This window comes from Paraburkholderia sp. J63, from assembly GCF_905220245.1.
Lineage (GTDB): Bacteria > Pseudomonadota > Gammaproteobacteria > Burkholderiales > Burkholderiaceae > Paraburkholderia.
In genome coordinates, this window is sequence record NZ_CAJMZF010000073.1 from 1 (window position 1) to 17,444 (window position 17,444).

Genomic DNA, 17,444 nt, shown 5'->3' on the forward strand with positions numbered 1-17,444 from the left:
GGCGTCTTCGCTGGTGACGTCCATGGCCACGCCGATGGCCTTGCCGCCCGCGCCCTTGATCTCCTCGGCCACGGCGTCGGCGCCGTTCTGGTTGAGGTCGGCGATAGCGACCGCCGCGCCCGCCTGCGCGAGCGTGAGCGCGATCTGCTTGCCGATGCCGCTGGCCGCGCCGGTAACGACCGCGACCTTGCCATTGAGCTTCGTGTTCAGAGTGAGAGACGACATCGAGCACCTCCAGGTAGTAGACGAGATGAGACCTCGACGCGCACACGCCGTCAAACCTGTCGAATGGCGTAAGCATTCGCCTACGCCATTCGGTCGGATGTTGCGCCGCGGCCAACCGCGCTATTGTGCATGAAGCCGCGCGCCACGCGCATCGAGCCGGACAGCGCGGCCCACCATTTCCATACCCATGCGGCAGCGCACAGGCGCATGCCGCACGGGCGCTCGCAGCGCGCCGCACGTGCCCAGCGCACGCGCGGAGATCGTGCTAAGTTTGGCCGCTCTACAAGGAGGCGTTCATGAACTATCGGCGACTGGGCCGCTCGGGCCTGCAAGTCAGCGAACTGTCCATTGGCTCGTGGGTCACCTACGGCAATCAGGTCGACCACAATCTCGCGCGCGAATCGCTGGCGGCGGCGCGCGACGCGGGCGTCAACTTCTTCGACAACGCGGAGGTCTACGCGGGCGGCCAGTCGGAGGAGATCATGGGCCAGGCGCTCAAGGAGCTCAACTGGCCGCGCGTGAGCTACGTGGTCTCCACCAAGTTCTTCTGGGGCTTGAACGAGGCGCCCAACCAGTACCACACGCTCAATCGCAAGTACCTCATGAACGCCATCGACGGCTCGCTCAAGCGGCTGCAGCTCGATTACGTCGATCTGGTGTTCTGCCATCGCCCCGATCCGAACACGCCCGTCGAGGAAACCGTCTGGGCCATGAGCGACATGATCGCGCGCGGCAAGGCGCTCTATTGGGGCACCTCGGAGTGGAGCGCCGACGAAATTCGCGCCGCGTGGGAGATTGCGGAGCGCCACCATCTTCACAAGCCCGTCATGGAGCAGCCACAGTACAACCTGTTCCACCGGCGCCGCGTGGAAGACGAATACCGGCGGCTCTACGAGGACATCGGGCTCGGTCTCACGACCTGGAGCCCGCTTGCCTCGGGGCTGCTCACGGGCAAGTATCGCGGCGGCGTGCCCGCCGGCAGCCGCGCCCAGTTGCAGGGCTATGACTGGCTGCGCAAGGCCGTCACGGATGCCGACAAGAACGAGATCGTCGGCAGGCTCGCGGACTTCGCGAAGGAACTGGGCTGCACGGTGGGCCAGCTCGCGCTCGCGTGGATCCTCAAGAATCCGCACGTGAGCACGGTGATTACCGGCGCGTCGCGCGTCGAGCAGATCGGCGAAAACATGGTGGCGCGCGACGTGGCGGAAAAAATCACGCCGGAGGTGAAGGAGAAGATCGAGGCGATCATCGGCGACAATTACAGCTAGGACGGCTGGGCTACGACGCGACGATTGATGCGGGTGGCGCGGCTGGGCGGCACAAGCCCGCGATCGCGCCGAAGCGCGGAGCCCAGCCGCCGGGGCACCCCGCCGCTATACCCGCTGTACAATACGCGGCCTCGCCGGCGCGCCGCATGCTTTACCGGGCCGTCAGCGCGATTCGCCGGCGGCGCGCGAACCTGTCAACGTATCAGCACGCCGCCGTTTTCGTATCTTTCGTATCGTCAGCAATCGCCCGGCGCGCATGCACGTACGCACGCGCCGGCCCGCATTGTCCGCATTTTCGATCGCCACCGACCTCGCGTCCGCCCCACCATGCTGAGCTACCGCCACGCCTTCCACGCCGGCAATCACGCCGATGTCCTCAAGCACGCCGTCACCGTGCAGTTGCTGCATTACCTCGGCAAGAAGGACAAGGCGTACTGGTACATCGACACCCATGCGGGCGCGGGCGCCTACGCGCTGCGCGAAGGCTACGCCACCAGGAACGCCGAGTTCGACACCGGCATCGGCAAGCTCTGGGGCCGCACCGATCTGCCGCCGATGCTTGCCGATTACGTCGACGAAGTCGCGGCGCTCAATCCCGACGGCGAGCTGCGCTTCTATCCCGGCTCGCCCTATCTCGCCTGGCGGCTGATGCGCGAACAGGACCGCATGCGGCTGTTCGAGCTGCACAGCACGGAAATCGACGTGCTGCGCCACCGCTTTCGCGACGCGGGCCGCCGCGTGATGATCTATGCGGGCGACGGCTTCGACGGCGTCAAGGCGCTGCTGCCCCCGCCGCCGCGCCGCGCGCTCGTGCTGATCGACCCGTCGTTCGAGGACAAGCGCGACTACGCGCGCACGCTCGCGTGCGTGGAAGAGGGTCTCAAGCGCTTTTCCAACGGCACCTACGCGGTCTGGTATCCGCAGGTCACGCGGCCCGAGTCGCAACGCTTTCCCGAGCAATTAAAGCGCCTCCAGGAGAAGAACTGGCTGCACGTCACGCTCTCGGTCAGCCGTCCGCCCGAAGACGGCTTCGGCCTGTATGGCAGCGGCATGTTCATCCTGAATCCGCCCTACACGCTCGCGGTGACGCTCAAGGAAGTGATGCCGTGGCTCGTCAAGACGCTCGGCCAGGACGACGGCGCGCAGTTCAAGATCGAATCGCGCGGCGACTGAGGCACGTGCCGACCGCGCCGTGTCGCGTTATCGATGCCGCCCGATTGACGCGCTGTATCCACGCCACCTTGAGCATGGCCGCGCGGCGGCAAGGTGCGGTAATTACTGCGGCGCCGGTCTCGGCATAGGCCGCGGCGGCCTTCCGCCGCCCCCCGGCACTTCCACATACGGCGCGACGATGATCGGCGGCTGCGAGCCGTCCGTGCCCGAACCATTGAGCGTCGGCAACGACTGCGTCTGCACCATCGGCTGAGGCGAAAGCGGCGCGTTCTGCAGCACCGTGCCCGACTGGCCATCGCTGATCCCTCGCTGCGTATCCAGAATCAACGGCTGCCCGGCTGCGCGCGCAGCGGCGCTCGCCAGCGTCATCGCCATGACGGCGCCCGCCATCAGCGCGAGGGACATCCGTTTGCGGGAAATGCGGTGGAGAAAACGATCTGACGTCATGGGCAGCCCCCGATCAATGCGACTTCGTTGTTGGCCAATACGGGTCGATCAACGTGAGCGCTTTGGCGCCAGGCGCTCCGATCCTCTTGCCGGGCTATCGGCTTGTCGCAGAAAAGACTTTACCTTACCGCGGTGGCAAGGTTCAGACTGCATGGCGTGGGCAGCACAGGCACCCTGAGGCCGCCAGAGCCGGCCCAGAAATGACAAAGCCCCGCCAGATGCGGGGCTTGGGGCAGTGCAGAAACCTGCTGACTGCTTAGCGCGAGTAGCCGTTCGATTCGATCGAGCGGATGCGCTGCTCGAGTTGCACGATGTCTGCCGAGGTCGCGAGATACGCTTCGCGGCGGCGACGTTCTGCCGTTTCGAACCAGTTGCTCAGCTTTTCAAGAAGGTATGCAAACATGATGTTGTTCTCCAAGGATCAGATGTATCCCCGGTGGATTTGCATCAGGGATTACCCTCGTAAGGGATAACCCGCATTATAACGGTTGCACCCGACTTTGCCAGTGAATTGATTGAATAGTGTGCATTCCGTTCTGGAATGGTGCATTGGGGGCGCTTTGGGCAACATCATGATTTATCGACACATTTCCCTGCAACATCGGCAAATATGCGTGCATCATGCCTCGATGCGCACCAAGGCGGTGCGGCACATCGCAAAAGTTGCGACAATTTGCCAACGCAGGTTGTACCTCTGCGCCTCGCTTTGGGCGCTCTGCGCTCCGTCGGCGGCCCTTTCAGGCTTGAACGTCCTGGGCAACCGGTTCCGGGTCGGCGAGCCGTTCGATGATCGGGCAGTCCGGCCGGTCGTCGCCGTGGCAGTAGGCCGCCAGATGGCTCAGCGTGTCGCGCATCTGCGTGAGCTCGGCAATGCGCTGGTCGAGCTCGGCCACGTGCTCGAGCGCAATGGCCTTGACCTCGGCGCTGGCGCGCGAGCGGTCGTGCCAGAGCGCGAGCAGGCGCCGGATATCGTCGACGAGAAAGCCGAGGCGCCGCGCCTGGCGGATGAAGCGCAGCGCGTGCACCTCTTCCATGCCGTAGACGCGGTAGCCGGACTCGGTGCGCCCCTTCGGCGCGAGCAGGCCGACGCTCTCGTAGTAGCGGATCATTTTCGCCGTGACGCCCGATTCGCGCGCCGCTTCGCCGATGTTCATGCTGCTCCCCTGCGTTGCATTCGATAATTTTGATCCTACACCTTCCCATGATGGGAAGGTCCAGCGCCCTCGCCGCATGCCCACTGGCATAATCCGGCGACGGCCCCCTCTCCTCCTTACCCAGTCCCTCCAGAAAGGAAAACACCATGATCCAGTTCAACGTCGAAGGCATGAGCTGCCAGCACTGCGTCGGCGCCGTCACGCGCGCGATCCACGAACACGATGCGGCCGCGAAGGTCGAGATCGATCTGGCCGCGGGCCGCGTGAGCGTCGAGTCGAAGCAGAGCGCCGAGGTGCTCAAGGCCGCCATCGACGAGGCGGGCTATACCGTCACGGGCACGGCCGGCGCCTGACGCGGAGCGCACCATGTTCAAGGTTGCCGTAGCAGGGGCTTCCGGGCTGCTCGGGCGCGCACTCGTGCGCGAGCTTGCAGCAGAGACGAACTGGCAGGTCGTGCCCACGGCCTTCAGCCGGGTGGGCGCGGGTCAGGTCGCGCTCGACGTGCGGGATGCGCACGCGGTCGACGCATTCGTCGCCGGCCAGGCGCCGGACGCCATCGTGCTCGCCGCCGCCGAGCGCCGGCCCGACGTCTGCGAGCACGACCCGGCCGCGGCGCGCGCGCTCAATGTCGACGCCGTGCGCAGCATTGCCGCGGCGGCAAAGCGGCGCGGCGCGTGGGTGCTGTCGATCTCTACCGACTATGTTTTCGACGGCACGCAGCCGCCCTATCTGCCCGATGCCGCGCCGAACCCGCTCAACGCCTATGGCCGCAGCAAGCTCGAAGGCGAGCGCGCGCTGCTCGATACCTCCGACAACGCGCTCGTGCTGCGCCTGCCGCTGCTGTACGGCCCGATCGTCGACTGGCAGGAGTCGGCGGTGACGAGCCTCGTGCCGGCGATCCGCGCTTCGGCGCAGGCGGGTGCCGCGCCCGCGGTCATGGACGCCTGGGCCACGCGCTATCCCACCTTCACGCCCGACGTCGCGTTCGTGATTCGCGAACTGCTCACGCGCTGCGCGGACGGGAGCGCCGTGCGCGGCATCGCGCAATGGTCCGGCGACGAGCCGATGACCAAGTACGACATCGCGCAGCGCATTGCAAATGTGCTCGGCATTCAGGCGCAACTCGTCGCGCAGACGGCGCCCGCCGATGCGACGCCGCGTCCGCGCGATTGCCACCTCGACTCGGGGCGGCTCGAAGCGCTGGGCATGGGTCGACGCACGCCCTTCGACGCGGGTGTTCGCGCGGTGCTCGACGCGTTCGAGCGCGACGGCGCGGCACGGTAAGCGCGCCGCATGAGCCCGGAGTCGTGACTAAAACCCCGGCTCCGGATCAATAAACTACTGGAAGCACTCACGGGCGGCCAGCAACGCCACGCGCGCCAGGCCTGCTGCCGATGCCCTGCGTCCGGCTGCCCTGCTCAATGAAAATCGCGGCTCTGGGTTGCGAGCCGCCCGAGCAGCCGGCTGTGATCCTCCAGCCGATGCGCGACCAGATGCACGACCTCGCCCTCGCGCTGCACGACACCGGCCACCGCCAGCAACGACGCCCCAAGCAATTCCCTGCGCTGCGACTCCACGAGCGTCGCATGCACGATCACGTTGATCGCGCCGGTTTCGTCCTCGAGCGAGACGAAGATCGTGCCCTTCGCCGTGCCCGGTCGCTGCCGCACCGTGACGATCCCGCACACGCGCGCGAGCATGCCGTGACGGCACTGCGCCAGTTGCGCCGCGCTGCGAAAGCGCTGCTTCGCCAGCCCCGGCCGCAGCAGTTCGAGCGGATGGCGGTTGAGCGTGAGGCGCAGGCTCGCGTAATCGGCGACGATCTCGGCGCCCTCCGAGGCACGCGGCAGTTCGAGCCGCGCCTCGGCCACGGGTGCGTCGCGCAATAGCGCGGGCACCGCGTGCTGCGCGGTCACGGCCCACCACGCCTCGCGCCGATGCCCCGCGATACTCGCGAGCGCATTGGCCGCCGCAAGCGCTTCGAGCTCGCGGCGCGTGAGCGCGGCACGGCGCGCGAGATCGTCGACGTCGACGAACGGCGCCTGCGCGCGCGCGGCCATCACGCGCTGCGCGGCATCCTCCGAAAACCCCTTGATGAGGCTGAAGCCGAGGCGCACCGCCGGGCCTCTGCGCCCGTAATGCTGCGACGCTAGCGTACGAGGCGCGCGGATGATGCGCTTGAGACCGTGCATGAATGGGCGCGGCCGTTTTCGCGCGCCATCACGAGCGGGCCTGCCGTCATGTGCGTCGTCACGCCCAGCCCCGCTGCGCGTCTGCGCGAGTGCAAGCGCAGCGGCCCTCAACAGCGCGCGGTAATGCGTGACCTCGGCGCAGCGGGCAACCGCGCCATCGGCATCGAGCCGCACGCCCGGCTGACCGCGCGACTCCAGCACCGACGCCCAGTCGCTCAGCGCGATATCGGGCGCGCGCACCTTCACGCCGTGCCGCTTCGCATCCTGCACGAGCTGCGATGGCGAATAGAACCCGAGCGGCTGACTGTTCAGCAATCCTGCGAGAAATGCGGCGGGCTCGTAGCGCTTGAGCCACGAGCTCGTGTAGACGAGCAGCGCGAAGCTCGCCGCATGGCTCTCAGGAAAGCCGTAGTCGCCGAAGCCCTCGATCTGCTTGCAGATGCGATCGGCAAACTTCTGCTCGTAGCCCTTGGCAAGCATGCGCCGCGTGAGGTCGGCCTGATACGGCCGCAAATCGCCATCACGCCGCCACGCGGCCATCGCGCGGCGCAGCTTGTCGGCTTCCTCGCCGGTGTAGTTGGCGGCGACCATCGCGAGGTGCATCACCTGCTCCTGGAAGATCGGCACGCCGCGCGTGCGCTCGAGCACGGGGCGCAGTTCCTCCTTCTCGTACTCGACCTTCTCCTCACCATGCCGGCGCTTCAGATACGGATGCACCATATCGCCCTGAATCGGCCCGGGCCGCACGATCGCCACCTGGATCACGAGGTCGTAATACTCGCGCGGACGCAAACGCGGCAACATGCTCTGCTGCGCGCGCGACTCGATCTGGAACACGCCGACGGTGTCCGCGTGACAGCACATCTCGTAGACCGCCGGGTCCTCGGACGGAATGTCCTGCATGCGATACGCGGGCCGACCGCGCCGCAACGCGACGAACTCGAGCGAGCGCCGGATCGCCGACAGCATGCCGAGCGCGAGCACGTCCACTTTCAGAAGACGCAGCGCGTCGATATCGTCCTTGTCCCATTCGATCACGTAGCGGTCCTTCATCGCCGCGTTTTCGATGGGCACGAGGCGCGAGAGCTTGTCGCGCGCGATCACGAAACCGCCCACGTGCTGCGAGAGATGGCGCGGGAAGCCACGCAGCTCGCGCGTGAGGCGGATCAGTTGCTGCGTGACGTGCGAATCGGGCGAGAAGCCCGCCTCGGCCAGATGGCTCGCGATCGAATCGGGGCCGTCCCACCACTGATGCGCGCCCGAAAGCTTTTCGACGAGCGCGTTGTCGAGCCCCAGCGTCTTGCCCACGTCACGCAGCGCACTGCGCGAGCGGTACGTGATGAGCGTCGCGGCCAGCGCGGCGCGGCGCTTGCCGTACTTGCCGTAGATGTACTGAATGACTTCCTCGCGCCGCTGATGCTCGAAGTCGACGTCGATGTCGGGCGGCTCGTTGCGCGCGCGGGACAGAAAGCGCGCGACGAGCATGTTCATGCGCACCGGATCGATCTCCGTGATCCCGAGGCAATAGCAAACCACCGAGTTCGCCGCCGAGCCGCGTCCCTGACACAGGATGTTCTTCGAGCGCGCAAAGCGGACGATGTCGTGCACGGTCAGGAAATACTTTTCGTACTTCAGCTCGCCAATCAGTTCGAGCTCCTCTCCAATCTGCTTGCTGCGCTTTTCGTTCAGGCCGTCGGGCCAGCGCTCGGTGGCGCCTTTCATCACGAGCTTTTCGAGCCACGTGGCGGGCGTCTCGTCCGTGGGCACGAGCTCCTCGGGATACTCGTAGGCCAGCTCGCTGAGGCAAAACGTGCAGCGGCGTGCGACCTCCAGCGTCGCGTCGAGCGCCTCGCGCGGATACAGCTTGCCGAGCCGCACGCGCGAGCGCAGATGGCGCTCCGCATTCGGCTCCAGCGCGCGGCCGCACGACGCGAGCGGCTTGCCGATGCGCACCGCGCTCAGCGTGTCCTGCAGCGGCTTGCGCGAGCGCGCGTGCATCAGCACGCCGCCCGCCGCGACGAGCGGCAGACCGCTTTCCTGCGAGACGTGGCGCAGCACTTCGATCTGCGTATCGTCGCCGCCCGTTTGCCAGAGTTCGAGCGCGAGCCAGGCGCGCCCGGCCGCGAAACCCGCGAGCCAGTGCGCGGCGCGCAGCGTCTGGGCGAGCGTGGCCGCGCGCTGCGGCACGAGCAGCAGCACGCAATCGCGCAAGTGCGTCAGATGCGTGAACTCGGGCTCGGGATCGGTGAAGTCGGACGGATGCACGCGGTAATCGCCCTTGTCCGCGCGCGAGCGCGCAAGCGTGATCAGCTCGCAGAGGTTGCCGTAGCCCTCGCGGTTCATCGCGATCGCCACGAGCGTGCAGAACGGCGCGCCGTTTTCATCGACGAGATTCAGCTCGCTGCCGATCAGCAGATGCAGCGAAGGCACGAACGGGCCGAGCGCGGCCACCGCGGCTTCGGCCTGCGTCATGCTCAGGCCCAGCGCGCGGGCCGCGCACACGGCTGCGTCATGTGCCGCTTTGCGCATCTCCCGATGCGCCTTTCTACGTGGCTCGTCGTATTCGTTGAGCGCACTATACGCGCGCACGATGCCGGCGAACGAGCATTCGTCGGTGATGGCGAGCGCGCGATAGCCGTGACGGATCGCCTGCTCGACCAGCTCGCCCGGGCGCGACGCGCCGCGCAGAAACGTGAAGTTGGTCAGGCAGTGCAGCTCCGCGTACTCGGGCAGCGCCGCTCCCGGCGAAGAAGGTTGCGTGGGCAACGATGTGCCCATCCCGCTGTTCGACATGATGCTGAAGATGAACCGGCGTTAGCCGAAAAGCCCTTGCAGATACCACTGCCCGCCGATGCGCTCGCGGTACAGCCAGAACATGCGGCCCTGGTCGTCGGCGGCGACGTAATAGTCGCGCCCGACGCCCTCGCCGTCCCACCATCCCGCCTCGATGCGCTCGGTGCGCGTGAGCATCTTGAGCGGGCGCCGATAAACCGGCCGGTCGTCGCGCACCGCCAGCTTGAGCGGCTTTTCGAGCAGCCATGCCGGGCGCGGCTGCGACGGCAGCGGCACCTCGGGCAGATCGAAAGCCGTCTGCACGGGCGCGGCTTCCTGCTGCGCATCGGGCGGACCGTTCGCCTTGCGCGGCTTGCGCGCAGCCGGGCGACGCGCACGATACGTGCGCGCCGACATCGCGTGCTCGGGCCGGTGATCGTCCTCGACGAATAGCTGCAGCACGTTCTGCTCGCCGATGCGCGCGCCAATACGCTCGAAGAGTTGCGCGAGCGAAGCATCCGACGCCTCGGGCGAGGGAAAGAGCGTATCCGTGGGCGGCGCATAAGCGCTCACCTGATCGGCGACGAGCGCGAGACCGATCACGGGCCCGGCCAGCGCGGTCTGATTGAGCTTCTCTCGCAACAGCCACAGCAGATGCTCGGCATCGCGCGAGGCCGCGGCCCACGAAAGCGTGAGGCTCGACGTGCGCGGCGCGTGGCGCGAGGCCAGCTCGTGCTCGAGGCGCAGCTCGAAGCCGCTCAGCGCGCCGTGCTGGGCGGCAAGCCAGCCGGCGAGCTGCATCACGAGACGGCGCGCGGCGAACAGCAGCGCCTCGGCGCTCTCCACGCGCGCCTGCAATTCGAGCGACGCGTGAAACGACGGCGGCGCGGCAAACCAGGCACGCGGATCGGGCGCCTCGCCGCGCGCCTGCGCGAGCCAGCCGAGCACGCCATCGCCGAAGCGGCGCACGATGCCATCGCGCGGCAGCCGCCGCAAATCGCCGAGCTTCGCACAGCCGATTTGCGTGAGCGCCTGCTCGTGCTGCGCGGCGAACGGCGCGAGCGCGACCGGCAGCGCGTCGAGTGCGCGCGCAAGCGTAGCGTCCTTGAGCACGCGAAAACGGCGCACGGCATGCGCCCCGGCGCACGCACGCGCCTGCGCAAGCGTCCACGCGCCCCAGGCCGTGGGCGCGCAGGCAATGCGCGCGGCGTGGCCGCAGTTGGCCACCGTGGCCGCCACCCTGGCGAGCAGCGCGCGCACGCCGCCGAAAAGACGCAGCCCGGAGCCGACTTCGAGCAAGAGCGTATGCGACTGCGGCGACTGCGCGAGCGACACCTTCGGCGTGTAGGCGAGCAATGCGAGCGCGAGCGCCTCGAACGCGCGCGTCTCGCGCGCCGGATCGGGCTCGAGCAGCACCAGCCCCGGCGCGAGCGCCAGCGCATGGGCGCGCGTGCTGCCCGGCTGCACGCCAAGGCGGAACGCATCGAGATCGGCGATCAGGATGCGCGCGTGATCGGCGAGCGCGTAGCAGCGCGCGTCCGGTGCACCCGGTGCGCCCTCTGAGCCCGGTGCCTCCTGTGAGCCCTGTCGCGCGGCCTCATCAGGTCGACTGGCCGGCAGGGACGTCGATACCGGCGACGCTGGGGGTTCCAGTGGCGCTGGCGGCATGAGTGACGTGAGCGGCACGGGCGGCACCACGGCCTCCAGCGGCAACAACGGCAAGGTGACGGCGATCCACAACATGATTGATCCCGGGCCACGGCGCGGCCGGCAATGCGCCCGGCTGGGGCAGCACCGACTCCTGCAGCGGCAAAGTGATGACGAGTGGCTGGGCGGGCGGCGGCCCGCGACGCTTGAAAATATCGACGGAGACCGCGGTGAGCTGCATCCATTCGCGACGGTTCAGACGCGCGTCTTCGGGCGGCGGCACCGGCGTGCAGACCATGCGCAACGGCGCCGGCGACGACTGGCTGCGCGCGGCGGGCGGCCGCATGAGAAACGCCAGCGACTGCGAATCCTGCGCGGCGACCTGCAGACGCCGCAGGGCGTCGGCGCGCGCCTTGGGCTGCCAGAGCAGCACGGCGCCGATGCCGTCCTGCTTGAGCGCCTGCTCGGCGGCCCACGGCGCCTCGCTCTCGCTCGCGCGCACCCAGATCAGGCGCTCGAGCGCGATCCCCCACGCCTTGAGCGCACACGCGTACGGCTGCCACGGCGGCGCGACGAGCAGCACGTGCCGCCCCTGCGCGGTGAGCGCGCGCAGCGCGGGCGCGACGAGCCGCATCTCGCCGATGCCGCCCTGCTCGACGAGCAGCTCGGTCAGGCTGCCCGCCGGCCAGCCCGCGCCGGGCAACTGGGCGTCGAGCGCGCCGTGACCGCTCGCCACTGTGCGCCCGCCTGCGTACGCGAGCTGGTTGCCCTGCCAGATCCGGCTTTGCAGCCGGGGCGGCAGGTGCGTCGCCGCAAGCTGGAGTGCTGGCATGATTGCGCTCTGGAAAAAGGGAATAGTTCGCCCTGCCCAACACAAAACGGGGCATGACGGGAGCGTTGACGCGGCATGAAGCGCCGCGTCGTCACCTGTATATTTATACAGTATTGAGCGGGATTTTGGGAAGCTTTTGGGAAACGTCGTGTCGGTGGGTGAGAGGGCTTGCGCGGAGACGTTTGCGCCGGGAAGAAAGGGAGTCCGGGTCGCGATTTGACGGCGCATATCGCGGGACGCTACAATCCACGATTCGTCGGAGCGTAGCGCAGCCTGGTAGCGCATCTGATTTGGGATCAGAGGGTCGTAGGTTCGAATCCTATCGCTCCGACCAGTAATATCAAGGGGTTACAAGCTATCGGCCTGTAACCCCTTTTTCTTTTCAGTCGCTTGACCCCAACATTGACCCCAACGGAGAGATTGCGCGTTGGATTGTCGTGGGTGCCAAGGCTTCGCAACTACTTGCTACGCAACGGCCATCTCGCCAAACGGGAGTTCCGTTTGGGCGGCTCCAGTACCACCTAGCGCGCTCGCCAATGCCTTATAGGCTGCCCCGTATGCTGGTCGACCACCTTCAATGGGCCATGCGGCGCTCGCAGGATGCAACTTGCAATTGATTGCAGCGCTCTCCTGCTGCGCCTTTGAGCGGCATGCCGCGTTGAGCTGTCGTTGTTATCCGACGACGCCCAATGGCCAGTCTCGCCCACATGAGCGGCCGCGATGGATGCCTCTATCAAGCTGGGGCGATTGTTGTCGCGACGTTGCTGGGGCCGATTTTCGCAGTGCACAAGGGCGCAGAAGGGATCCGGACATCTCATCCCTCGGGGAGTAGCGCGTCATTTAGTAACGTCATGTCAGCCGGTAGCAGCCCTTTGAGATTGCCTTTTGCCGAATAAGTAAACGCGTCGAGGTCGATCGGATAAAGGCTTCGCATTTGACTGTAGGTGACCTCGTCGCCAGACTTGAGGTGTACCTGTACAACGACATCCTTGCTTTGCAGCGAGTTTGCCCAGCTCTTGAACTTGTCGAAGGCTTTGGCAGCTTTTTCCGGTAGCTGGGCATTTTTAGAGATCAGATACAGAACGACCGTGTATCTTTCTCCATCCTTCAATTCCTTGCCATTCGGGGTAACGTTCGCGCGGATTTCGAAAAGGTGTTTAGATAATTCATCAACCGATTTTTTTACCGCGTTATCTCGGAAACTCATGCGACGAACCAGGGCATTCGGCAGTGGTACGCGCTTATATCGACTGCCAATCCAGGCGGTCAATTTAATCATTTCCTCGAAGCTGAGTGCACGACTATCCCGGCGTAGATGGCGAAATACGGCTTTACTCACAGTTACTCGATTATGGGTATTGAATTCCAATATCGTGCCGGCGGATTTGCACTCAAGTTGTAGTGCTCGATATGAAAGTAGGAACTGAATCGCGTCTTTCTTCTGGGTAGCTGATTCCGCCAGAATAAATTCGACATTTGGCTCTTTTTCGATTTCATCGATAGCGAGATCGCACCATTGGGTCAGGACGATCAGATGAGATTGGCCCTGCTGACAGCGTTCTATTACCCAATCAGCACCTGCGGTCTTAAAAACGTCAGCTACCATTGACAGGGTACTGACGTCTACGAATGAACCAGTCGCCCAGCCATTGTTATTGATCAGGTCGGGAAGATCCGCATCCGACTCGGCAATGCTCTGCGTGTCCATCAGATCTCCAGACGCGGGAGCCCCGCTAAATTTCTACGGCGCTCAAGGGTCAAGCCTGTTATCTTGCGCCAGATAGGCTTCAACAGATCGACTGCGATAGCACAATCCCGGTCGGTTGCGCGACCAGACGCAAGCACGTCCAGCAGAGTTAAACTCTCCCATATTGGTGTGCGCAACCAACGCCCGAGTGGCGGCGCGTTTTCCTGCTGCACCCAATATTTCCAAGTGTATAGAAGTGCTGACATCCTGCTTCGATTGGCTTCACGCAGTTTCTCTAGTGGCTTGGTCCGCCATATTTGAATGTTGCCACGAGAAACATCGAGGATGTGAGTAAGATCGTACGGAGTCAAACCTTCGTCCTGGAGCAAATCTTCAATGGCCGCACGAAAATCCATAGAGGCCAGAATGGCATCGCGCTGCTGACTCGCCAATAGTTTGTCGTAAGACATTGCATGGGCGGAGGGAGGCGGGTCTACGCTAAATGGTGCGCCAACGATACTTTCGCCTCCCGGAAGGGCTTCGGCGGTATCTCTCATGTAAATCGGGTAGCTCGATACTGCGACCTTGTTCCAATTCTGATGGATGGCGCCATTGACGATTAAGGTGAATACTCCCAAATCCGGGTACAAGTCAGGATTCAGGATAGGCGCATTAGCGAGTGTAAGCTGGTAGGACGCAGTCTCTCTTTGCCGATCGAGTGGGAGAGACGGAATCTCCGTAGGCGAAATCCAAGAGCCGCCTTGTTGTAATTGCGTGCTCTGCGTACCTTCCTGCGGAAGCTGATTAGGGATAGAAAGTGTCCCACCGGAAACCGTTCTGATGAAGGGGAACTGATTTTCCAGGAAATCGCCAACGGTGTATGTTGCCATTATGCTTCTTCCTTCCATTCCCGAAGCGCTCGTTCACTTATCATATTATTAAACAGTGCGGATTGCTTATCATGCAAGCATCTGAAGCTTTCGAGAATCGAAGGAATATCCAAACGACCGGCTGACTCGTGAGTGGCCTGCACGTCCAGCATGCCGAACGCGCGATTTTCTGCGTAGCATTTCATTGCCTTTTGTTGCATCGTTGACAGCTTAATCGGGATAGCGGGCAGATTCGGCGGCAGCGTCATCGGTACCCGAATATGATCCATGGACGTCGCCATCACTACACGATTCTCTTGGTCCTTCAGCACGATCACCCGGTTATGCTGATCCAGAGTTCCAATCTTCGGATCCGACGGGGCCCATGGCCGAAGTTCTGGCGCAAGGTAATCCGCTACGCTGGCTCCCTCGGCCGGGACAATCAGGTCGATATATCGTAGGGCTAGACGAGCTACCACGCGGGGAGCAACTGTAGCCTTCAGGGCCTCAAGGGCTTTGGCAAGCTGGTCACGGAAAGCGTCCCAACCCCGGTACGCAACGGTATGCACGGCCATCGACGTGGGCGTGACGCGAATACCGTTTACATTGTCGAAATCGCGGAGATCTGACGCGGTAACGGTTTCAGACTGGACGTTCCCGCCAATGGTCACCACATTCATCTGGGTCGGCGAGTAAATCGGGTATTCCTCTGCGAGCAATTCAGCAAAGGGTCCGAACTTGTCCGAACTGCCTGGCACCTGTTGGAAGGTCAACTCGGCGACGACGTAAGCAAGCGGTGCGTTGGGCCACTGGCCTAGCGAATTTTCAGTTTGCATTGAATTTCTCCATAACTATACGCAATGTATAGTTATGCGCTCGCGTTTTCAAGGGGATTCTGGCTGGGCGTTGCCAGCGTGGGGGCGCTGTGCGCGAAGGACGGCGGCATTTGAGATATCAGCGACGTTTCCATGCCGGTAAACAGGGTCACTGAAGGGCCCATATGCGCGGGATGAGAGCCACGTCGTCGGTACGGGGAGATCTCGGGCGTCAGGTTACGGTGTACCTCAACCTGACTGTCAGGTGGTTCTGGTTATGCCGTCAAGATAGGGTTGACGAGTTAATTTCTTGACACATCGTCCAGATACTCTAGAATCTAACCTGACACTTCTTCGGCAACTCCATCGGACGGCAATGAGCAAGGGCAAGCGTATTGGCTATATCCGCGTCAGCACGACGGACCAGAACACCGAGCGTCAACTTGACGGCATCGAACTCGACAAAACGTTCGTGGATAAGGCGAGCGGGAAAGATACGACTCGCCCACAACTTCAGGCAGCGTTGGACTACGTGCGCGACGGCGACGTACTGCTGGTTCATAGCATGGACCGGTTGGCCCGAAACACGGAAGATCTCCTGCGGATAGTTCGCGAACTAACGTCGAGCGGCGTGACAGTTTCGTTCGTGAAGGACTCCATGACCTTCTCGTCGGACAGCAACCCTCAGCAGCACCTCATGATGACGATGCTGGCTGGCTTTGCCCAATTCGAACGGGCATTGATCCGGGAACGGCAACGCGAAGGCATCGCAATCGCAAAAGCCAACGGTGTCTACAAGGGACGCAAGCCAGCTCTTACGCCCGAGCAGATTAAGGCCCTTCAAGTTAGGGCTGCCGGTGGCGAAGCAAAGGCCGCTATCGCGCGTGAACTGGGAATAAGCCGCGAGACGTTGTACCAATACCTGAAGCGCCCTGCCTGAGCGCACTAGCTTCATTGACCATGTGCCGGATGCTTTTTGCAATTGATTGCCTGCCCGGCACTAAGCGGCATAGCTTGTCCCGTTTCAACCGTTCGATCTCGGCCCGTGGCAACGACCGCTTCCAAGGCACGGCGGACGGAACTACTATTCGACACGAAGTGGCCTCGTCGCTCACCATACATGTCATCGCCTAGCCGCAGCAGGCTCAATAACTCGCACCACCGCTCCTTGCCTCCACAGATCCATCCATCCGCAATAGTCGACGGGAACGTGCATGTATGATTCCTGTTTCGGGCTCTCGATCATTCCGAATACGAGGAAAAATGTCAAAGCGAGTCTACACAGAAGAAGAGATTGAAGACCTCACCGATAGAGTGTTCCTTCTGAGGGAGAGAATCGATCAAGGAAAGTTGAAGGTTGCCGAGCATCTCGCCGAAGGCTTTTTTAAGAGTCTACAGGCGATCCGTCTGCGCCCCGATGGTAAGGTTGATCCAGATAGCGTCGACGGCCGTATCCGAGCGACCACGATGGCTATTCGCGCAATGCAGTATCGTGAGGAAGCGAAGGAGGCTGTTACTCTCGGTGCGATCCAGACGGAATACTTCGACTTCCTTTTCCACGAATTCGGTTGGCTATTTGAGCAAATGCAGGAAGCCAAAGCCGAACCTGGACAAGTTGCGTACGCAATGAGCGAGTCCAGTGACTTCGTCAAGGATATGGCAGAAGGCCTTCCCGAACTCGCGAATATTCTTCGCGAATTCTGGGGAAACGTGTTTGATCCAGGCTCCTATCACCTGCAGGATGGGCAGCAGTTGAAAGTGGCGTTCGCGGGCGATCTGTTTCCGCCGCACTGGAACAACGCAGTGTCTACGGCTGGCCTTTATGTCGACACCATCATTCTTCCCTGCCCAATCATGAGGGTCGCTCCGATGCTAGGAGTGGCACCCGATCGGGAAGTGGTCAGGATGATTGTCAAACACAGCCTGACAGCCATGACATATCGCGAAGTAGCGACGGCAGAATTTGACCCGCCAATCGCGCTGGTCCTCCCTAATCGGGACGATATCCACGTAGACGAGCGTCAAACTTTGGTGAACCGGGCGATGCCGCTGGCCTTGAAGCACGCAGGGTATCTATTCCATCGTGAGTTCGAGTCCGCCGAACACCTCAAAGAGTTTTGCGACAAGCTGCAAACCATAGATCAAGTACTCGCGGAACTCAAAGGTCAAGACCGGCTGCTGTTTGACACCGATTGGGGACGCACGGCACGCGAGCAACTCCAAACTGCATTCGGCAAGGAAACGGCTCTTTTGCCGGGGCTGAAGAACGGTATCGCTGGCGATCACATTTTCCAAAGTTGCCTTAGTCGAATGCCTCAGGCGTTAGGTGCCCAGGAAAACGCGGTGCACTTTGGCGGAACACC

Annotated in this window: 16 protein-coding genes and 1 tRNA gene; 7 read left to right on the top strand and 10 right to left on the bottom strand. The window is 63.4% G+C overall.

Translation table 11 applies throughout. The annotated features are described in order from the left end of the window. Positions 1–225: SDR family NAD(P)-dependent oxidoreductase (locus U5775_RS37070; RefSeq protein ID WP_322063104.1), on the bottom strand; the 225-nt coding region annotated here is incomplete at its 3' end. Between the two features lie 296 nt (positions 226–521). On the opposite strand from U5775_RS37070, the gene U5775_RS37075 reads away from it, so the two are divergent. Both U5775_RS37075 and U5775_RS37080 read left to right on the top strand, forming a co-directional pair. Further along, entirely contained in the window at positions 522–1,493 is a 972-nt protein-coding gene (locus U5775_RS37075; protein WP_322063105.1) for an aldo/keto reductase, read from the top strand. Between the two features lie 327 nt (positions 1,494–1,820). Beyond that, a complete protein-coding gene (locus tag U5775_RS37080) occupies positions 1,821–2,666 on the top strand; it encodes a 23S rRNA (adenine(2030)-N(6))-methyltransferase RlmJ (RefSeq protein WP_322063106.1) in 846 nt (281 codons plus the stop codon). Between the two features lie 102 nt (positions 2,667–2,768). Here U5775_RS37080 and U5775_RS37085 read toward each other — a convergent pair whose 3' ends face one another. The 3 genes from U5775_RS37085 to cueR all read right to left on the bottom strand — a co-directional run bounded on the left by U5775_RS37085 (position 2,769) and on the right by cueR (position 4,267). Next, on the bottom strand, positions 2,769–3,071 hold the full coding sequence (locus U5775_RS37085; protein ID WP_322063107.1) for a hypothetical protein: 303 nt from the start codon (positions 3,069–3,071) through the stop codon (positions 2,769–2,771). Positions 3,072–3,369: 298 nt separating this feature from the next. Next, positions 3,370–3,516 carry a DUF3563 family protein gene (locus U5775_RS37090; protein ID WP_322063108.1) on the bottom strand — a complete coding sequence of 49 codons (147 nt, stop codon included), beginning with the start codon at positions 3,514–3,516 and terminating at the stop codon, positions 3,370–3,372. 334 nt (positions 3,517–3,850) lie between these two features. Continuing rightward, positions 3,851–4,267: a Cu(I)-responsive transcriptional regulator gene (gene cueR, locus U5775_RS37095; RefSeq protein WP_322063109.1), complete on the bottom strand. Its 417-nt coding sequence runs from the start codon at positions 4,265–4,267 to the stop codon at positions 3,851–3,853. A gap of 146 nt (positions 4,268–4,413) precedes the next feature. Between cueR and U5775_RS37100 the strand changes: the two genes are divergently transcribed. Continuing rightward, positions 4,414–4,620 carry a heavy-metal-associated domain-containing protein gene (locus tag U5775_RS37100; RefSeq protein ID WP_322063110.1) on the top strand — a complete coding sequence of 69 codons (207 nt, stop codon included), beginning with the start codon at positions 4,414–4,416 and terminating at the stop codon, positions 4,618–4,620. Positions 4,621–4,633: 13 nt separating this feature from the next. Further along, the gene (locus U5775_RS37105) at positions 4,634–5,551 is read left to right on the top strand and encodes an SDR family oxidoreductase (protein WP_322063111.1); all 918 of its coding nucleotides are present in this window, start codon (positions 4,634–4,636) and stop codon (positions 5,549–5,551) included. Positions 5,552–5,685: 134 nt separating this feature from the next. On the opposite strand, the gene U5775_RS37110 is transcribed toward U5775_RS37105, so the two are convergent. The 3 genes from U5775_RS37110 to imuA are packed head-to-tail and all read right to left on the bottom strand — an operon-like array spanning position 5,686 to position 11,710. Continuing rightward, on the bottom strand, positions 5,686–9,237 hold the full coding sequence (locus tag U5775_RS37110) for an error-prone DNA polymerase (RefSeq protein WP_322063112.1): 3,552 nt from the start codon (positions 9,235–9,237) through the stop codon (positions 5,686–5,688). 36 nt (positions 9,238–9,273) lie between these two features. Further along, positions 9,274–10,899 carry a DNA polymerase Y family protein gene (locus tag U5775_RS37115; RefSeq protein ID WP_322063119.1) on the bottom strand — a complete coding sequence of 542 codons (1,626 nt, stop codon included), beginning with the start codon at positions 10,897–10,899 and terminating at the stop codon, positions 9,274–9,276. Next, the gene (gene imuA / locus U5775_RS37120) at positions 10,832–11,710 is read right to left on the bottom strand and encodes a translesion DNA synthesis-associated protein ImuA (RefSeq protein ID WP_322063113.1); all 879 of its coding nucleotides are present in this window, start codon (positions 11,708–11,710) and stop codon (positions 10,832–10,834) included. The genes U5775_RS37115 and imuA overlap by 68 nt, the downstream gene beginning before the upstream one ends. Positions 11,711–11,967: 257 nt before the next feature. Between imuA and U5775_RS37125 the strand changes: the two genes are divergently transcribed. Beyond that, positions 11,968–12,044 (top strand) — tRNA-Pro (locus tag U5775_RS37125). A 480-nt stretch (positions 12,045–12,524) separates the two neighbouring features. Here the strand turns inward: U5775_RS37125 and U5775_RS37130 are convergent. The 3 genes from U5775_RS37130 to U5775_RS37140 are packed head-to-tail and all read right to left on the bottom strand — an operon-like array spanning position 12,525 to position 15,102. Then, positions 12,525–13,418 carry a hypothetical protein gene (locus U5775_RS37130; RefSeq protein ID WP_322063114.1) on the bottom strand — a complete coding sequence of 298 codons (894 nt, stop codon included), beginning with the start codon at positions 13,416–13,418 and terminating at the stop codon, positions 12,525–12,527. After that, positions 13,418–14,287 carry a hypothetical protein gene (locus U5775_RS37135; protein ID WP_322063115.1) on the bottom strand — a complete coding sequence of 290 codons (870 nt, stop codon included), beginning with the start codon at positions 14,285–14,287 and terminating at the stop codon, positions 13,418–13,420. The genes U5775_RS37130 and U5775_RS37135 overlap by 1 nt, the downstream gene beginning before the upstream one ends. Beyond that, on the bottom strand, positions 14,287–15,102 hold the full coding sequence (locus tag U5775_RS37140; RefSeq protein ID WP_322063116.1) for a TIGR04255 family protein: 816 nt from the start codon (positions 15,100–15,102) through the stop codon (positions 14,287–14,289). The genes U5775_RS37135 and U5775_RS37140 overlap by 1 nt, the downstream gene beginning before the upstream one ends. A gap of 355 nt (positions 15,103–15,457) precedes the next feature. Here U5775_RS37140 and U5775_RS37145 point away from each other — a divergent pair, with 355 nt between their 5' ends. Together U5775_RS37145 and U5775_RS37150 are read left to right on the top strand one after the other, a co-directional pair. Continuing rightward, positions 15,458–16,021 (top strand): recombinase family protein, encoded by a 564-nt coding sequence (locus U5775_RS37145; protein ID WP_322063117.1) that lies wholly within the window; start codon positions 15,458–15,460, stop codon positions 16,019–16,021. Between the two features lie 323 nt (positions 16,022–16,344). Continuing rightward, positions 16,345–17,444: hypothetical protein (locus U5775_RS37150; protein ID WP_322063118.1), on the top strand; the 1,100-nt coding region annotated here is incomplete at its 3' end.